This is a genomic window from Rhizobium sp. L51/94, assembly GCF_019355555.1.
Lineage (GTDB): Bacteria > Pseudomonadota > Alphaproteobacteria > Rhizobiales > Rhizobiaceae > Rhizobium > Rhizobium rhododendri.
Genome location: NZ_CP072141.1, coordinates 3,231,423 through 3,247,118, shown reverse-complemented (window position 1 = coordinate 3,247,118; position 15,696 = coordinate 3,231,423). Strand labels below are relative to the sequence as shown.

The following is a 15,696-nucleotide window of genomic DNA, read 5'->3' as shown; positions in this document are numbered from 1 at the left end:
GGGCTGCCCCGACCGGCATTTGACGTTATATCGATCCTTATCGTCACTCAACGCGCGAGGCGTCCATGGGCATGCTCCAGGCCGGCATCATTCCGGTAACTCCCTTCCAGCAGAACTGCACCATCCTGTTCGATCCCGACACCAAGGAGGGGGTACTGGTCGATCCCGGCGGCGATGTCGACGTGATCCTGCAGACCGTCAAGGAAAACGGCATCACGCTGAAGGAGATCTGGCTGACCCACGGCCATATCGACCACGCAGGCGGTGCCAAGGAGGTCAAGGAGGCGCTGGGGCTGGAGATTATCGGACCCCACGAGGACGATCTGCCATTGCTCGGGCAGATTGAGGCTCGCGGTCGGGCCTTCAACATCGAGGGTGTCCAGAACGTCATTCCGGACCGCTTCCTCAAGGACGGCGATATCGTCTCCTTCGGCGAGCACGAGTTCCAGGTGTTCCACACGCCCGGCCATTCGCCTGGCCACGTCATCTATTTCAACAAGGTGCAGAATTTCGCCCATGTCGGCGACGTGCTGTTTCACGGCTCGATCGGGCGTACGGATCTCCCGGGCGGCAATCACCAGCAGCTGCTGGACTCCATTCGCGACAAGGTGCTGCCGCTTGGCGATGCCGTCGGCTTCATCTGCGGCCATGGGCCGGGCGGGCAGATCGGCGAGGAGCGCCGCAGCAATCCCTACCTGCGAGGTCTGTGACCTCGGCATAAAAAAAGCGCCGCCGGAGGGCGACGCTTTTGTATGATGGCGGATGATCGCTCAGCCGGCGGTGCAGAAGTGACGTGCGCCGTCGTAGCCGACATAGGTGCCGGTCCGGCCGTCGAAAGTGGCATACCGGTCATAGCAATACCGCGACCACTGAGGCGACCACGGACGCAGGCCGCCAGCGTAGTAGGCCGGCGGCGGGGGTGGCGGTGCGTAGTAAGCGCGACGCGGGTAATAGTAGCGCGGCGGGGGCGGCGGCGCGTAGCCGTCGTCATAGTAGTAGCCGGGTTCGACATAGCGTGGCTGGCTGGCGATAGCCGAGCCGACAATCAGGCCGGTGGCGAGGCCAGCAGCGCCGAAGCCCCAGCCGTTGCCGTGATGATGCCAGCGATCGTCGGCAGCAGCCGGTGTCAAGGACGCCACCGTCAATGCGACAGCAGCGGCCGACAAGATAATGGTCTTTCCGAGAGTCTTCATGGTCCTGTCCTTGCAGAGAAACTTGAACAATTGTTTCGTATGCTTCGATTGTGCCAATCTAGCGGCAGCAAGGTGAACCCAGACTGAATATTGATGGCTCTCTCTGCCTGAGTTTCGTGTAAAGGCAGAGACCCGGTTTACGCGGAAACATGCAGGTTGACGGCCTTCGGCCCCTTGCCACGACGATCCGGCTCCGTGTCGAAGCTGACTTTCTGGTTTTCAGTCAGTCCATCCAGGCCGGAGGCCTGTACGGCAGAGATATGCACGAAGATATCCGCGCCACCGTTGTCAGGCTTGATGAAGCCGAAGCCCTTGTCGATGTTGAAAAATTTCACGATGCCAGTCTCGGCCATGCCTTATGTCCCTCTCTCGCTGCCCGCCATGCCCGCGGACAGCACCAGTGTCTCAACCCCTTGCGGGAGTTTTCAGGCGGTTCTCGAATTTTAAGGAATTGTCCCGTCTCTCGAGCCTTGCCCAAAGACGACCTGTAAACATCGCTCTTGGACGAGGCGGACCGGAATATTTGCGTTCCCGGTGCGCAATTCTTTTTAGGACTTTCCAAGCTCGTAAAACGCCTGAACGGGTCAAGTGTGCTGTCTTTGTTCGCCTTTGGCAAGGGAAACTTTAAAGCGTCGGAAGCGCCTCGATCCCATGACTTGCGCGGAGTGTGCTGCCGTCGGCGGCAATTTTTCACCAGCCAGGCTACGCGTAGCTTTTTTCCATCGTCGACAACGGATTTCGTGCGCAAATTTTTTCGCGAATTCAGCCGGTTCGATCCCGTCGCCGGAGGACCTCGGGGACGATCTCGACGACGAGCATGGCGGCAAACATCAGGGCGCAGCCAACATAGCCGATCGGCGAGATGGTTTCCCCCAGGAGAAGCGCCCCAAGCGAGGCGCCGAACAGCGCTTCCGACGATAGGAAGATCGCTGCCTGCGACGACGTCGTATAGCGCTGGCCGATGACCTGCAGCGCGAAGGCGAGCCCCGACGAAAAAACGCCGACATAGAGGATTTCACCGAGCGAGGCGCGTATGATGTCGAAGCTGATCGGCTCCAGCGCCGCAGCGATAACAAGCCCGGCCACGGCGCTGACGGCGAATTGTACGGCGGACAGCATCAGCGGGCGGCCGCTCTCGGTCACGGCGGTGCCGGCGAGAGTGATCTGGATGGCCCAGAAGATGGCGCAGACGACCGTCAGCATATCGCCGACCGTCAGCCGCGACAGCGCGCCGCCGGACAACAGGAAAATGCCCAGCAGCGCCATCAGGGCGCCCGGCCAGACGATCCAGTGTGGCGGACGCCGGAGAATGCCGACGGCGATCAATGGCACGAAGACAACATAGAGGCCGGTGATAAAGCTCGAATTGGTGACGCTGGTGGTCAGGAGCCCGATCTGCTGCGTGGCAGCACCTCCGAACAGCGCAAGACCGATCAGGATAAAGGCGCGCCAGTGTTTCGGGCTGACGGGCGTGGCGGCGCGGCGGTTTTCGAACCAGGCGAACGGAAGGATGACGACTGCGGCCACGGCAAAGCGCAGGCCGATGAACCAGAGCGGCCCGATGGCCTGCATCGCCGTCGACTGGGCGACGAATCCGCCGCCCCAGATCGCGGCTGCGAGCAATAGAAGAAGATTCGCCTGAACGCGCGTCATGTCATGCAACTGGAACTTATGGGGAGGGCAGACTAGGCGCGAGTGCACCCTGATGGAGTGCGGCTTGTTAGCAGCTGCTTTTCAGGCAGGCAAGGTCAGGTTGTGCGGCTGCAGGGCTCAATCGACGGCGCGGGAAATCCGGATGAGCGCGCCGTCGGTTGCGTCGGTTGTAAGAAGCAATGCGCCGTCGGGGGCAACGATGACATCCCGCAGCCGTCCGAACGCGCCGGTGAACATCCTTTCGCGCTCGACTATTTTTCCGGAGGCATCCTTTTCCAGCCGCGAAAGCAGCTTGAATTTCAGCGCGGCCACCAGGAAGTCGCCGTTCCATTCGGGGAACATCTTGCCGCGATAAACGGCAAGTCCGCCAGGCGCGATCGAGGGATCCCAGTAAAACAGTGGCTGCTCCATGCCCTCCTTTTCGGTGCCGACGCCGATCTTTTCGCCGGAGTAGTCACGGCCGTAGGTGATGACAGGCCAGCCGTAATTCTTGCCGGCCTCGGGGTGGTTGATCTCATCGCCGCCCTTTGCGCCGTGCTCCACGCTGTACAGCGTTCCGTCGGCGCTGTCGAAGGTGAGGCCTTCCGGGTTGCGATGACCCTTGGACCAGATTTCCGGCAGTGCCTTTGGATTTTTCCTGAACGGATTGTCGGCCGGTATGCTGCCGTCGGTATTGATGTGGATAATGGAGCCGGCGTCATCCTCGAAATCCTGCGCGCGATCCATCTCGCCACGGTCGCCAAGGCCGACGAACAGGCTGCCATCGGCCGCTATGGCGATGCGAGCGCCGAATTGCAGCCCGCCGCCACTGAGGCGGTTCATCAGGAACAGGCGCTTGACGTCCGTCAGCTGCTTTTCGTCCGGGGAGAGACGTGCGCTGTAAACAGCGGTGCCTGTTCCTCCGGGGCCGGCAATGGTGGCGTTAAAATACAGGGTGCGGCTGGTGGCAAATTGCGGATCGAGGGCGATGTCGAGCAGCCCGCCCTGACCGGTTGCCGCGATCTTCGGCAGGCCGGAGATCGGTGCCTCGATCGTGCCGTTGCGGACGATCCTGAGCGCGCCCGGCCTTTCGGTCACGATATAGGCGCCGTCGGGGAGAACTTCGACTGCCCAGGGGTGGTCCAGTCCGCTGGCAATCGTTTCGACCTGGACGCGGACCTTGTCCGTCTTGATGACCTCCATGTCGTCGGCCGCCGCCAGAGGTCCGGCCGACAGCAGAGCTGCAGATAGCATCGCGACGCGCATTCTGGTGGAAAGGGTCATCTGTTTCTCCCGGGATCGATAGCAGAGAGATCTGGGGGCGGAGAGGGCAGGTTCAAGCCATTGCCGTCGCGTCTCACGCCATCGTGTGATAGGCCGCGCGCGCGAGTTACACAAATAACGTCCCGGTGACGCCTTTCTGCTTGAAACGCGGCTGTACATTCGACATAGACCTTACCGCAGAAAACTGGTCCCACAGCGTTTCTGTTGTCTCAACCGAATAGGACCGATCATCATGGCCTTTCTTGCCGACGCTCTTTCCCGTGTGAAGCCTTCCGCCACCATCGCCGTTTCCCAGAAAGCGCGCGAGCTGAAAGCCAAGGGACGCGATGTGATCGGGCTTGGCGCCGGCGAGCCGGACTTCGACACGCCGGACAACATCAAGCAGGCTGCCATCGACGCGATCAATCGCGGCGAGACGAAGTACACGCCTGTCTCCGGCATCCCTGAACTGCGCAAGGCTATTGCGGCGAAGTTCAAGCGCGAGAACGGCCTCGACTACAGCTGGGAGCAGACAATCGTCGGCACCGGTGGAAAGCAGATTCTTTTCAATGCTTTCATGGCAACGATGAACGCGGGCGATGAAGTCATCATCCCGGCACCTTACTGGGTATCCTACCCGGAGATGGTGGCACTGTGCGGCGGTACGCCCGTCTTCGTGGCGGCGACCCAGGAAAACAATTTCAAGCTGACGGCGGCCGATCTCGAAAAGGCGATCACGCCGAAGACGAAGTGGTTCCTGTTCAACTCGCCGTCCAACCCGACAGGCGCGGCCTACAGCCACGCCGAGTTGAAGGCGCTGACGGACGTGCTGGTCCGGCATCCGCATGTCTGGGTCCTCACCGACGACATGTACGAGCACCTGACTTTCGGCGATTTCAAATTCGTCACTCCGGTGGAGGTCGAGCCTTCGCTCTATGAGCGGACGCTGACGATGAACGGTGTCTCCAAGGCCTATGCGATGACCGGCTGGCGTATCGGCTACGCTGCCGGCCCGCTGTCGCTTATCAAGGCCATGGACATGATCCAGGGCCAGCAGACATCCGGTGCTTCGTCGATTGCCCAGTGGGCGGCTGTCGAGGCGCTCAACGGTCCGCAGGATTTCATTGCCGCAAACAAGAAGATCTTCGAGGGCCGCCGTGATCTGGTCGTCGGCATGCTCAACCAGGCGAAGGGCATTTCCTGCCCGGTTCCGGAAGGCGCATTCTACGTCTATCCGTCCTGCGCCGGCCTGATCGGCAAGACCGCGCCATCGGGCAAGGTCATTACCAACGACGAGGATTTCGTCACGGAGTTGCTGGAGTCCGAAGGCGTTGCCGTCGTTCACGGTTCGGCCTTCGGTCTCGGCCCGAACTTCCGCATCTCCTACGCGACGTCCGAAGATCTGCTCGAAGAAGCCTGCCGCCGTATCCAGCGCTTCTGCGGCGCCTGCAAGTAAGCTTCAGATCTCTCGAGATTTTGAAGGCCCGTCAGCGATGGCGGCCTTTTTGGTATAAATGCGCTTTCTCGGGTCGAGCCCGAGGATGACGAAGTTTGGTGGTCTTGGCTTGGCAGAATGAGACGTCGGGGCGAGGCGGCGAGTTACGGACGTTTTTCCGTCTGGCGAGTCCTTCACGCGAACTGCGCACCACACCACCGAAGCCAACAGCAGCGCTGCCACCCCCTCGGCATCGTCATCCTCGGGCTTGACCCGAGGATCCATACGCAAGCCCGTTGGTCGGCTTCTGTGGAACGCCAAATACGCTGACTCGATGGCCGCCGCACATTGCGCGCAACGGGTGTCCGATCTCGACAAACCGTCCGCAACGATGGCCGATGCGTGTCTATGCGTCGAATTGACGACAGAGCGTATTGATATCCCGCAGCGCTTGGGCGTGGATCCTCGGGTCGAGCCCGAGGATGACGAAGTTCGGTGGTCTTGGCTTGGCAAAAATAGGCATCGGGCGAGGCGGCGATTTACGGACGTTCATTCGCCTGGCAAGTCCCACGCGAACTGCGCACCACACTACCGAAGCCAACAGCGCCGCCATCCCCGCCGCGTCGTCATCCTCGGGCTTGATCCGGGGATCCAAATGCAAGCCGGGTGTCCAACCTGCCATCCCGCATGAACTCGCTGCCGGCGTGATTCCGCCCGCGCACCTATCGCCTTGATATCGCAGTCAAAGCCCTAATCCCGTAAGCATCACGAAGGTGGCGAAGAGGATGAAATGGGTCATGCCTTCGATGGCGTTTGTCTCGCCGTCGTTGAGATTGATAGCGGCGGCGACGAGGGTGATGACGACCATCACGGTTTGCACCGGCGACATCGCCATGACGAAGGGCTGGCCGGTGTAGAGGGCGATGCCTTCCATGACGGGCACTGTGAGAATGACTGTCGACAGAGAGGCGCCCATGGCGATGTTGACGGTCGCCTGCATGCGGTTTCGCAAAGCTGCTCGGAGGGCCGTGAGAATTTCGGGGGCGGCGGAGATTGCCGCGACGACGACAGCGGCGACGGCTGGTGGCGCACCGGTATCCTTCAACCCGACGCTCATGAAGGCCGACATGAACTCTGCGAGCACGCCGATGATGACGACACCGACGAGGATGGTGACGATCGACGCGGTGGTCGAATCTTCCGTCTCCTCGGCCTCGTGCGTGCTGCGCTTCTTTTCGGCGCGCGGATAGCTGTAGCTGAAGAAATAGCTGTGCTGGCCGACCTGCATGCGCAGGAAGAGGGCGTAGAGTGCTATCATCGCAAAGATCGTGAAGGCGGAATAATAGTGCCATTTGTCGTGCGGCACGAATTCCGGGACGATCATCGATATGCCGATGGCCGTGAGGATCATCACACCGTAGGTCTTGCCGGAATCGTCATTGTACGACTGCTCGCCATGCTTCAGCCCGCCCAGCAGGGCGGCCAGCCCGAGAATGCCGTTGATGTCGAGCATGACTGCGGAATAGATCGTGTCGCGCACCAGCGTAGGCGAGCTTTCGCCGGTCATCAGGATGGCGAGGATGATGACTTCGACGGCAACGGCGGCCAGTGTCAGGATCATCGTGCCGTAGGGATCGCCGACCTTTGTCGCCAGGACTTCGGCATGGTGGGCGACGCGCATCGAGGCGATGACGATGGTAGCGATCAAAACGACCGCGCTAATCACAGCTGCCATCTGGCCCATCTCGAGCACGGCATGCTCGAGGAAATACGCGGCGACAGCCACGGCGACGGCGACCAGCAACAGCCGCTCTTCCTTCAGAATAGTCGATATCGTCAACGGCCCCGGCCCCTTTGTTGGGCCCCCGGCCCCTTCAATGTTTCGTCCTATCTAAAGCAATGAGGCGCTACATCAAGCGTCGGTCGCCGCTCAAGTTGAAGTTGAGGGCATTTGGTGGGATAGTGCTGACAGGCTTGGGAGGGCCTTGTCTGCCTGCTCGATTTATCGGGAAGACGGACGGTTTGGGCAGGAAACGGGAGACAGGGATATGGTCAAGGTCACCTACGAAGTCGTTCCCCATGATGGCGGCTGGGCCTACAAGTTTCTGGACGTCTACTCGGAGACGTTTCCGACACACTCCGATGCGCTGCAGGCGGCGCGCATCGTGGCGGCGGAACAGCAGGTCGGCGGCGAGCCGGCCGAGATCAGCTATCAGGATGACAAGGGCAAGTGGCACGAGGAATATACCGACGGCGGCGACAGGCCGGAAACCGAGGTCGTCGATAGCAGCTGGACAAAAAGCGGCGAGGGCGCATCGCCCGACGCTTGAGCGAAATGACGGCCTGCCGCGGTGGCGGGCTTCAAGTCACTCTTCTGGCGTCATCCACCCGTTTCTCCCCGCCATAGGCCAGCAATCCCGCCACGAGCGCATCGAAGGTGACGCGGCATCGCGGCGATCCCTTCAGGTTTTCATGCATGGCGACCCAGGTTCCAAGCGGCAGGCTTACCTCCGGCAGCAGGCGAACGAGGTCCGGATTGGCATTTCCAAGCGGAGACTGGCAGAGGCCGATGCCGACGCCGGCCCGGATGGCGGCAATCTGCGCCAGCGTACTGTCGGCTTTAAACGAGAAACGCTGGGGATCGAGAATAGGGTAGCGGCGTATCATTGAGCGGATATAGGCGCTCTGGCGGTCGAAGCCGATCAGCCTGTGTCCGGCCAACTCCTCGAGAGTGGTGGGTACCCCATGGCGTTCGAGGTATTGGCGATGGGCGAAGAACGCTATCGGAATATCGCCGATGCGCCGGACGACGAGGGCCGCCTGCGACGGCTCGGCCATCCGCACGGCGATGTCGGCCTGTCGGTGCAGCAGGTCCTCCACCGTGTCGGAGGCCGACAGCTCTATCGTCAGGTCGGGATGTGCCTCCTGCAGGTCGGCAAGGATCGGCGGCAGCACTTCGACGCCGATGACTTCGCTGGCGCTGATGCGGACCGTGCCCGATACGCGGTCGCGCCGTGCGGATGCGCTTCGCAGCAAGGCGGCTGCAGTCGATTGTAGCGCCTCGGCATAGGGTCTCAAGTCGGCGGCGGCATCCGTTGGCAGCAGGCCAAGCTGCGAGCGGGTGAACAACTCGGCACCGATCGTTTGTTCCAGCGTGTCAATGTGACGTCCGATGGTCGGCTGCGTCAGTCCGAGCTCGCGCGCTGCCGCCGACAGCGATCCATGCTGGAGCACGGCGAGGAAGCTGCGGTAGAGGTCCCAGCTGGGTTCGTTCCTAATCATGCATATTCGTATAGCATGTCCACATATTTCGGCAATTTCGTTTATGTGGCCTTTGGGCGCATTGTCTCTTCATCGAACCAATGGAGACGACGATGCAAAATCAGATAGACATGAAGAAAACGGCAATGGTACTCGGCGCAACGGGTGGTATCGGCGGTGCCGTAGCGCGCGGGCTTTCCGCACGGGGTTGGCAGGTCGTGGCAATGAACCGTGACCCGGAAAAGGCCGCCTCCCGCTTGCCGGACTTTCTCTGGGTGAAAGGCGATGCGATGAATGCCGCCGATGTGCTTCGGGCAGCGCAAGGCGTCAGTGTCATCGTCCATGCGGTCAATCCCCCCGGTTATGTCAACTGGGGCAAGCTGGTCCTGCCGATGATCGATAATACGGTCGCAGCCGCAAAGGCCGTTGGTGCCCGGATCGTGTTGCCCGGTACGATCTACAATTTCGGTCCCGATACCTTTCCGGAAATCACCGAGGAAAGCCCCCAGCATCCGACAAGCGTAAAGGGCGCGATCCGCGTCGAGATGGAACGGCGCCTGCAGGTGGCGGCGGGGCAGGGCGTGCCTGTCATCATCGTCAGGGCGGGCGACTATTTCGGGCCGCACGCGGATAGCAGCTGGTTTTCGCAAGGGTTGGTCAAATCAGGCAAGCCGGTCGCCTCGGTTACCTATCCCGGCAAGCCGGGCATCGGCCATCAATGGGCCTATGTGCCGGATGTTGCGGAGACGATGATCCGGCTTCTCGAGCAAGGCGACCGCCTGCCGGTCTTTGCCGTCTACCATATGCGGGGTTTCTGGGATGCCGACGGGAGACAGATGGTGGCATCAATCGAGCGAGTCGCAGGTCGGCCCTTGAAGCGGGGAAGTTTCCCCTGGTGGTTGCTTCCCTTGGCAGCGCCGTTCGTCGGCTTCATGCGCGAGTTGCGCGAGATGCGCTATCTCTGGTCGGAACCGTTGCAGATGCCGAACAACCGGCTCGTGGCTGCGATCGGCGAGGAGCCGCAGACACCCATCGATGTCGCGGTTCGTGCGACGCTGGAATCGATAGGCAGTCTTTGAGCCGTTCGCAAAAAATCCCGCCATCGTGGCGGGATTTTCCTTGGATATGGTTTGCGATCAGGCGGCGCTGTCGAGCGTCGGGTAGTCCGTATACCCTTCAGCGCCGTTGACGGCTCCGTAGAGCTTGGCGGGATCCATCGGCGTCAGCTCGGCATTCAGCTTCAACCGTGCAACGAGGTCGGGGTTGGAGATGAAGGGACGGCCGAAGGCAACGATATCGGCCTTGCCGCTGTCGACAGCTTCGATCGCCATTTCGCGGTCGTAGCCGTTGTTGACCATCCAGGCAGCCTTGCCGCCCGCAGCCTTGTAGGCGGCGTGCAGTGCCTGATAATCGAACGGTGTCTCGCCCTGCTGGAAGTCGCGCGGGCCGCCGGTCTGGCCTTCGATGACGTGGATATAAGCCAGGCCGTATTTCGCCAGTCCCTCGATCACGTAGGTAAAGAGCGGCTGCGGGTGCGGGTCGCTGCTGTCGCCGGCGGCGGTGACGGGCGAGAGACGGATGCCGGTGATACCGGCGCCGATTTCCTTGGTGATGGCCTCGACGACTTCGAAGAGGAAGCGGGCGCGGTTCTCGATCGAGCCGCCATACTGGTCGGTGCGGTCGTTGACGCCGGAGCGCAGGAACTGGTCGATAAGGTAACCGTTGGCGGCATGGATCTCGACGCCATCGAAGCCGGCATCGATAGCGGCACGTGCGGCCTTGCGGTAATCCTCGACGATGCCGGGGAGCTCGGAGGTTTCCAGTGCGCGTGGCTCGGACGTCGGGACAAATGCACCCTTGCCGTCCTGGATGATGAAGGTCTTGGCGTCGGCCTGCTTGGCAGTCGAGGAGACCGGCTTGCCACCGTTTGGCTGCAGGCTGTCGTGGGAAATGCGTCCGACGTGCCAGAGCTGCACGACCATCTTGCCGCCTGCCTGGTGGACGGCGTCGTTGACCTTGCGCCAGCCATCGAGGGCGTCCTTGGTGTAGAGGCCCGGTACGTCGGCGTAGCCCTGACCCTGCTGGGTGATGGCAGTGGCTTCTGTGATGATCAGGCCGGCGCTGGCGCGCTGCACGTAATAGGTGACGTTCAGGTCGTTGGGTACGGCGCCCGGGGAATGGTTGCGGGTGAGCGGGGCCATGACGACGCGGTTGGCGATGGAGATATCGCCGAGCTTGGTCGGTTCGAACAGTTTTGTCATGGTATTTCCTCGTTGTTGGTGGTTGGGAGGTAGTGACTTATTCGGCGGCCGCAATGGCGTTGCGACGTGCACGTGGGGTTGCGAAGGTGAGGGCGACGATGGCGAGGCCGACCAAGGCCAGTGCTGCGGCGGCGAGGGGTACTCGGGTTAGCGCAAAGCCGTTTGCGATCACCACGCCACCGGCCCACGCGCCGAGTGCATTGCCGACGTTGAAGGCGCCGATGTTGATGGTCGAGACAAGGTTCGGTGCGTCCTTGCCGTAGCGGAGCACACCGATCTGCAGGGCCGAGACGGCAGCGAATGTGACGAAAGCCCAGACAAACAGGGTAATCTCGGCTGGAACAAGCGCTTTGCTGGTGACGCTGAAGATCGCCGATGTCAGCGCTATGGCGGCAAAGATAAGAGCAAGGCTGGTACCGAGGCGCCAGTCTGCAAGCCTGCCGCCGACGAGATTACCGACCGTCAGGCCAAGGCCTATCAGGAACAGGGTCCATGTCACGCCCTGGGGCGAGACGCCGGTGACATCGCGCAGGATCGGGGCGATATAGGTGAACAGCGCAAACATTGCCGCCGAGAAGAACACCGTCATCAGCAACGATAGCCAGAGGCCGGCGCCGCGCAACGCAGAGATTTCTCCCAAAATATTGCTCTTTGGGGCGGTTTCCGTTTTCGGCAAAACGAGCATCAGGCCGATGATCGATGCGACGCCGAGAATGGCGACGGCCCAGAAAGGTGCACGCCAGCCATAGGCCTGGCCGAGGGCTGTACCGAGCGGTACGCCGAGCACGTTGGCAAGTGTCAGGCCGGTAAACATCAGCGCAACGGCACTGGCCTTGCGATCGCTGGCGACGAGGTTTGCCGCGGCAACCGAACCTATGCCGAAGAAGGCGCCATGGCAGAGCGCCGTCACGACGCGGGCGATCATCATGATCCAGTAGTCGGGAGCAAGCGCACACATTACGTTTCCGAGGATGAATACGCCCATCAGCATGATAAGTGCGGAGCGGCGGCGCAGCTGCGCTGTGGCGACGGCCATGATCGGTGCGCCGATTGCAACCGCCAGCGCGTAGCCGGTCACCAGCCATCCGGCCTGTGGAATGGTCACCGCAAGGTCGCCGGCGACGTCGGGCAGGAGGCCAAGCACCACGAACTCCGTCGTGCCGATCGCAAAAGCGCTCAGCGCGAGGATGAATAGGGCTAAAGGCATTCTAAAGTTCCTTTTGAAGCGACGCGAGGAACTCGGCGATGATGGCCTCGTTACGTCGGTAGAAGACCCATTGGCCAAGCCGCTTGGTAGTCACCAGATCGGCGCGGTGCAGAGTGCCGAGATGGGCCGAGACTGTCGATTGGGAGAGGCCGCAGCGCTCGAACTGTCCGGCGCAGACCCCGAGTTCAAGCGGGTGGTCCTGCGTGGCGAAATGCTTTTCCGGCTCTTTCAGCCAGCTGAGAATTTCCAGCCGGGTGGGGTGAGCCAGCGCTTTCAGAATTTCATCTCTGTCCATGATCCAGACCTGCATCGTGTTGAGACGATATGTATATCGGCTGGACACGATGCAATAGGACGGCGCGATCACATGGGCGTGATCGAGAAAGGCTAAAAAATAGGCAAAAAAAGAGGGCCACCGGTAAACCGGGGCCCTATAGGTATGAAGGTTAAAAACCTCCAGAGGGGAACAGCTTCTGCGGTGGAACTGGGAGGTAAAAGCCACCATGTGCATCAGCTGTGGGCAATATGTCTTCAATTTGTGCAGGTGGCAATGTTTTTTTGTGCACGGCAGCTATGCGTTTGTGCGTCGCAGCGACAAATCCGGAAAATTGGCAAAAAAAGAGGGCCGCCGATCGAAACCAGGGCCCTGTAGGTATGAAGGTCAAAAACCTCCAGAGGGGAACAGCTTCTGCGGTGGAACTGGGAGGAAAAGCCACCGTATGCATCAGCTGTAATCGATATGGTCGTAAAATGGGCACGCATCAATGACTGTTTGTGCATATCGGCCATGTGGCAGGCACATGGCTCGTTAGCGCGGCTAATGATTTTGCCCTTTGCTAGAAGTTCCAGTTCCGAGCCTTGGCGACGATGAAGTCCCTGAAGACCTTGAGCTTCGCGGCGTTCTTCATTTCGTCCGGATAGGCAAAGTAGGTGTCGAAGGATGGCACGTCGGCATTCAGCGACAGCTGGATCAGACCAGGGTCGCGGCCAACGATATAGTCCGGCAGCACCGCAATTCCGATACCGAGCAGGCAGGCGCGCTTGATCGAGGTCTGGCTGTTGATTTGCAGGTGCGACAATCGCTTGTTGTCGGACGAGCGCCCGGCGACTTCCAGCCAGTTGATGTCGAGCAGGTATTGCGGAGCGGGTTCGCCGAACGAGATGATCCTGTGATCGTCGAGATCGTCGACGGACTGCGGCTCGCCGTGGCGGTTGATGTAGGAGGGGGCGGCGTAGACATGCATGTGGACGGTGAACAGCTTGCGCTGGATCAGGTCCGATTGCTGCGGCTGTCGAAGACGGATGGCGCAGTCGGCGTGGCGCATGTTGACGTCCAGCTCCTCGTTGTCGAGGATCAGCTGGATCTGCATGTCAGGATAAAGCTGCAGGAACTCCTGAATCTTGTCCGTCAGCCAGCCCTGGCCGAGACCGACCGTCGTGGTGACGCGCAGCTTGCCGCTCGGCTTGTCGGTGGTCTCCGTCAACTGCATCTTGACGGTTTCGAGCTTCAGCAGCACGTCATGGGCGGTGCGGTACAGCAGTTCGCCCTGCTCGGTGAGGATGAGGCCACGGGCATGGCGGTGGAACAGCTTGATGCCGACATCCTGCTCGAGGGCGCTGACCTGGCGGCTGATGGCGGATTGGGACAGATGCAGCTTGTCTGCCGCATGGGTGAACGATCCGGCTTCGGCAGCCGCGTGAAAAATCCGCAGCTTGTCCCAATCCAATGGCATTCCGCTCCCCCTCATTGGCTGCTTCACTCCGCAGCCATCGCGACCGGCATAAGCCCGGTCAAGTAGCGCTCCGCCTCCAGCGCCGCCATGCATCCCATGCCGGCAGCTGTTATCGCCTGGCGGAACGTATCGTCGGTCACGTCGCCGGCGGCATAGATGCCTTCCACGTCGGTGGCAGTCGAATCAGGGGCCGTCCAGAGATAGCCGTTGTCCTTGAGCTTCAATTTTCCCTTGAAGAGTTCGGTCGCCGGCGCATGGCCAATGGCAACGAACACGCCGTCGATCGGCATGTCGGTGACAGTGCCGGCTTTGATGTCGCGCAGCCTGACGCCCGACACCGATGGCGGCATTGGCGGTTTGGCTGGCGTGCCGGTGATTTCGGCGATTTCCGAATTCCATAGAACCTTGACGTTGGGCTTCTCGAACAGCCGCTCCTGAAGGATTTTTTCGGCGCGGAAGAAATCGCGACGATGAACCACGGTTACCGAGCGGGTGATGTTCGAAAGATAAAGCGCCTCCTCGACGGCCGAATTGCCGCCGCCAACGACGATGACGTCCTTGTTGCGATAGAAGAAGCCGTCGCAGGTAGCGCAGGCGGAAACGCCGAACCCCTGGAAATGCTGCTCGCTCTCTATGCCGAGCCATTTCGCCTTGGCACCGGTGGCGATGATCAGCGTATCGGCGGTCCAGACGGTGCCGGAATCGGTGCTGAGGACAAAGGGGCGGCGCGATGTGTCGACCTCGGTGACGAGATCGTTGACAATCTCGGTGCCGACGTGCTTGGCCTGCTGCAGCATCTGCTCCATCAGCCAGGGGCCCTGGATCGGATCGGCAAAGCCCGGATAGTTTTCGACATCGGTGGTGATCATCAGCTGGCCACCCTGTTCCATGCCGGCGATCAGCACCGGCTTCAGCATGGCGCGGGCAGCGTAGACTGCAGCCGTATAGCCGGCGGGGCCGGAACCGATGATGAGCACCTTCGTGTGGCGGGCAGACATGAGGCAAGTCCTTTCAATGGCAGCGATGGGATGGTGGCACTGCCTGCTAGCGGCATTGCCGTCGATCTTTCCCATGCGCTGCCTCATTTATGATTGTCGCATGCATTTATTCAAGGGCAGCCTTGCATTACCAACAGGGCAAATGGCCAACGGGCAAGATTCAGGCGTGCGCGGGAAACATTGTTGCGAATTTCTGCTCTTTATATAGAAGGTGCGACGGAGGAATTAAAGAAAGGCATGACCGTGCTGCGGGCAGAACTTGACGCCATCGACATAAAAATTCTTCGCGAACTGCAGCAGGACGGCCGCATGACCAATGTCGAGCTCGCCGACCGAGTCGGAATTTCGGCGCCGCCTTGCCTCCGGCGGGTGCGCAAGCTCGAGGAAGCAGGCATCATCGAGGGTTACCATGCGATGCTCAACAGCCCGCGGCTCGGCTTTGATCTTGTCGCCTTCTGCATGGTCGGGCTGAAGCACCAGTCGGAAACCAACCTTAAGGCATTTGCCGCCACCACGCTGCAATGGCCGCTCGTCCGCCAGGCGTGGATGGTATCCGGAGACAGCGATTTCCTGCTGCATTGCGTCGCCCAGAACCTGACCGCTTTCCAGGATTTCGTCATCGAGGTTTTGACGGCCAACGAGCATGTGGACACGGTCCGCACCATGCTCACCATCCGCCAGGTCAAGAAGCTGGGATTGGTGGAACTCTAGGC

General features: G+C 60.9%; 16 protein-coding genes. 5 read left to right on the top strand and 11 right to left on the bottom strand.

Translation table 11 applies throughout. The annotated features are described in order from the left end of the window. Positions 1–65: 65 nt before the first annotated feature. On the top strand, positions 66–710 hold the full coding sequence (locus J5274_RS15825; protein WP_209184311.1) for an MBL fold metallo-hydrolase: 645 nt from the start codon (positions 66–68) through the stop codon (positions 708–710). Positions 711–770: 60 nt separating this feature from the next. Here J5274_RS15825 and J5274_RS15820 read toward each other — a convergent pair whose 3' ends face one another. From J5274_RS15820 to J5274_RS15805, 4 genes are all read right to left on the bottom strand, one after another. Beyond that, a complete protein-coding gene (locus J5274_RS15820) occupies positions 771–1,193 on the bottom strand; it encodes a BA14K family protein (protein ID WP_142823318.1) in 423 nt (140 codons plus the stop codon). Between the two features lie 137 nt (positions 1,194–1,330). Next, on the bottom strand, positions 1,331–1,546 hold the full coding sequence (locus tag J5274_RS15815; RefSeq protein WP_142823317.1) for a cold-shock protein: 216 nt from the start codon (positions 1,544–1,546) through the stop codon (positions 1,331–1,333). A gap of 409 nt (positions 1,547–1,955) precedes the next feature. Continuing rightward, complete coding sequence (locus J5274_RS15810) at positions 1,956–2,846, bottom strand: DMT family transporter (protein WP_142823316.1); 891 nt, start codon at positions 2,844–2,846, stop codon at positions 1,956–1,958. Positions 2,847–2,963: 117 nt separating this feature from the next. After that, positions 2,964–4,109: a PQQ-dependent sugar dehydrogenase gene (locus tag J5274_RS15805; protein ID WP_224127756.1), complete on the bottom strand. Its 1,146-nt coding sequence runs from the start codon at positions 4,107–4,109 to the stop codon at positions 2,964–2,966. 232 nt (positions 4,110–4,341) lie between these two features. Here J5274_RS15805 and J5274_RS15800 point away from each other — a divergent pair, with 232 nt between their 5' ends. Continuing rightward, the gene (locus J5274_RS15800; RefSeq protein WP_142823315.1) at positions 4,342–5,544 is read left to right on the top strand and encodes a pyridoxal phosphate-dependent aminotransferase; all 1,203 of its coding nucleotides are present in this window, start codon (positions 4,342–4,344) and stop codon (positions 5,542–5,544) included. A 721-nt stretch (positions 5,545–6,265) separates the two neighbouring features. Here the strand turns inward: J5274_RS15800 and J5274_RS15795 are convergent. Then, complete coding sequence (locus J5274_RS15795) at positions 6,266–7,267, bottom strand: calcium:proton antiporter (RefSeq protein WP_374113747.1); 1,002 nt, start codon at positions 7,265–7,267, stop codon at positions 6,266–6,268. 304 nt (positions 7,268–7,571) lie between these two features. Between J5274_RS15795 and J5274_RS15790 the strand changes: the two genes are divergently transcribed. Further along, positions 7,572–7,853, top strand: coding sequence for a DUF2188 domain-containing protein (locus J5274_RS15790; RefSeq protein ID WP_142823313.1), 282 nt, complete (start codon positions 7,572–7,574; stop codon positions 7,851–7,853). Positions 7,854–7,884: 31 nt separating this feature from the next. Here J5274_RS15790 and J5274_RS15785 read toward each other — a convergent pair whose 3' ends face one another. Beyond that, the gene (locus J5274_RS15785) at positions 7,885–8,802 is read right to left on the bottom strand and encodes a LysR family transcriptional regulator (RefSeq protein WP_202617113.1); all 918 of its coding nucleotides are present in this window, start codon (positions 8,800–8,802) and stop codon (positions 7,885–7,887) included. 95 nt (positions 8,803–8,897) lie between these two features. Between J5274_RS15785 and J5274_RS15780 the strand changes: the two genes are divergently transcribed. Continuing rightward, positions 8,898–9,863, top strand: a complete 966-nt coding sequence (locus J5274_RS15780; RefSeq protein WP_224127753.1) for an SDR family oxidoreductase — start codon at positions 8,898–8,900, stop codon at positions 9,861–9,863. Between the two features lie 57 nt (positions 9,864–9,920). Here the strand turns inward: J5274_RS15780 and J5274_RS15775 are convergent, their stop codons facing one another. The 5 genes from J5274_RS15775 to trxB form a co-directional block, all read right to left on the bottom strand. Continuing rightward, on the bottom strand, positions 9,921–11,045 hold the full coding sequence (locus J5274_RS15775) for an alkene reductase (RefSeq protein WP_142823310.1): 1,125 nt from the start codon (positions 11,043–11,045) through the stop codon (positions 9,921–9,923). A 37-nt stretch (positions 11,046–11,082) separates the two neighbouring features. After that, the gene (locus tag J5274_RS15770) at positions 11,083–12,252 is read right to left on the bottom strand and encodes an MFS transporter (RefSeq protein WP_142823309.1); all 1,170 of its coding nucleotides are present in this window, start codon (positions 12,250–12,252) and stop codon (positions 11,083–11,085) included. A gap of 1 nt (position 12,253) precedes the next feature. Continuing rightward, the gene (locus J5274_RS15765) at positions 12,254–12,547 is read right to left on the bottom strand and encodes a helix-turn-helix transcriptional regulator (RefSeq protein WP_142823308.1); all 294 of its coding nucleotides are present in this window, start codon (positions 12,545–12,547) and stop codon (positions 12,254–12,256) included. Between the two features lie 541 nt (positions 12,548–13,088). Further along, positions 13,089–13,985 carry a LysR family transcriptional regulator VtlR gene (locus J5274_RS15760; RefSeq protein ID WP_111222730.1) on the bottom strand — a complete coding sequence of 299 codons (897 nt, stop codon included), beginning with the start codon at positions 13,983–13,985 and terminating at the stop codon, positions 13,089–13,091. Positions 13,986–14,008: 23 nt separating this feature from the next. Beyond that, positions 14,009–14,983, bottom strand: coding sequence for a thioredoxin-disulfide reductase (gene trxB, locus J5274_RS15755; protein WP_142823307.1), 975 nt, complete (start codon positions 14,981–14,983; stop codon positions 14,009–14,011). Between the two features lie 243 nt (positions 14,984–15,226). Here trxB and J5274_RS15750 point away from each other — a divergent pair, with 243 nt between their 5' ends. Beyond that, positions 15,227–15,694: an Lrp/AsnC family transcriptional regulator gene (locus J5274_RS15750; RefSeq protein ID WP_111223008.1), complete on the top strand. Its 468-nt coding sequence runs from the start codon at positions 15,227–15,229 to the stop codon at positions 15,692–15,694. Positions 15,695–15,696 lie beyond the last annotated feature (2 nt).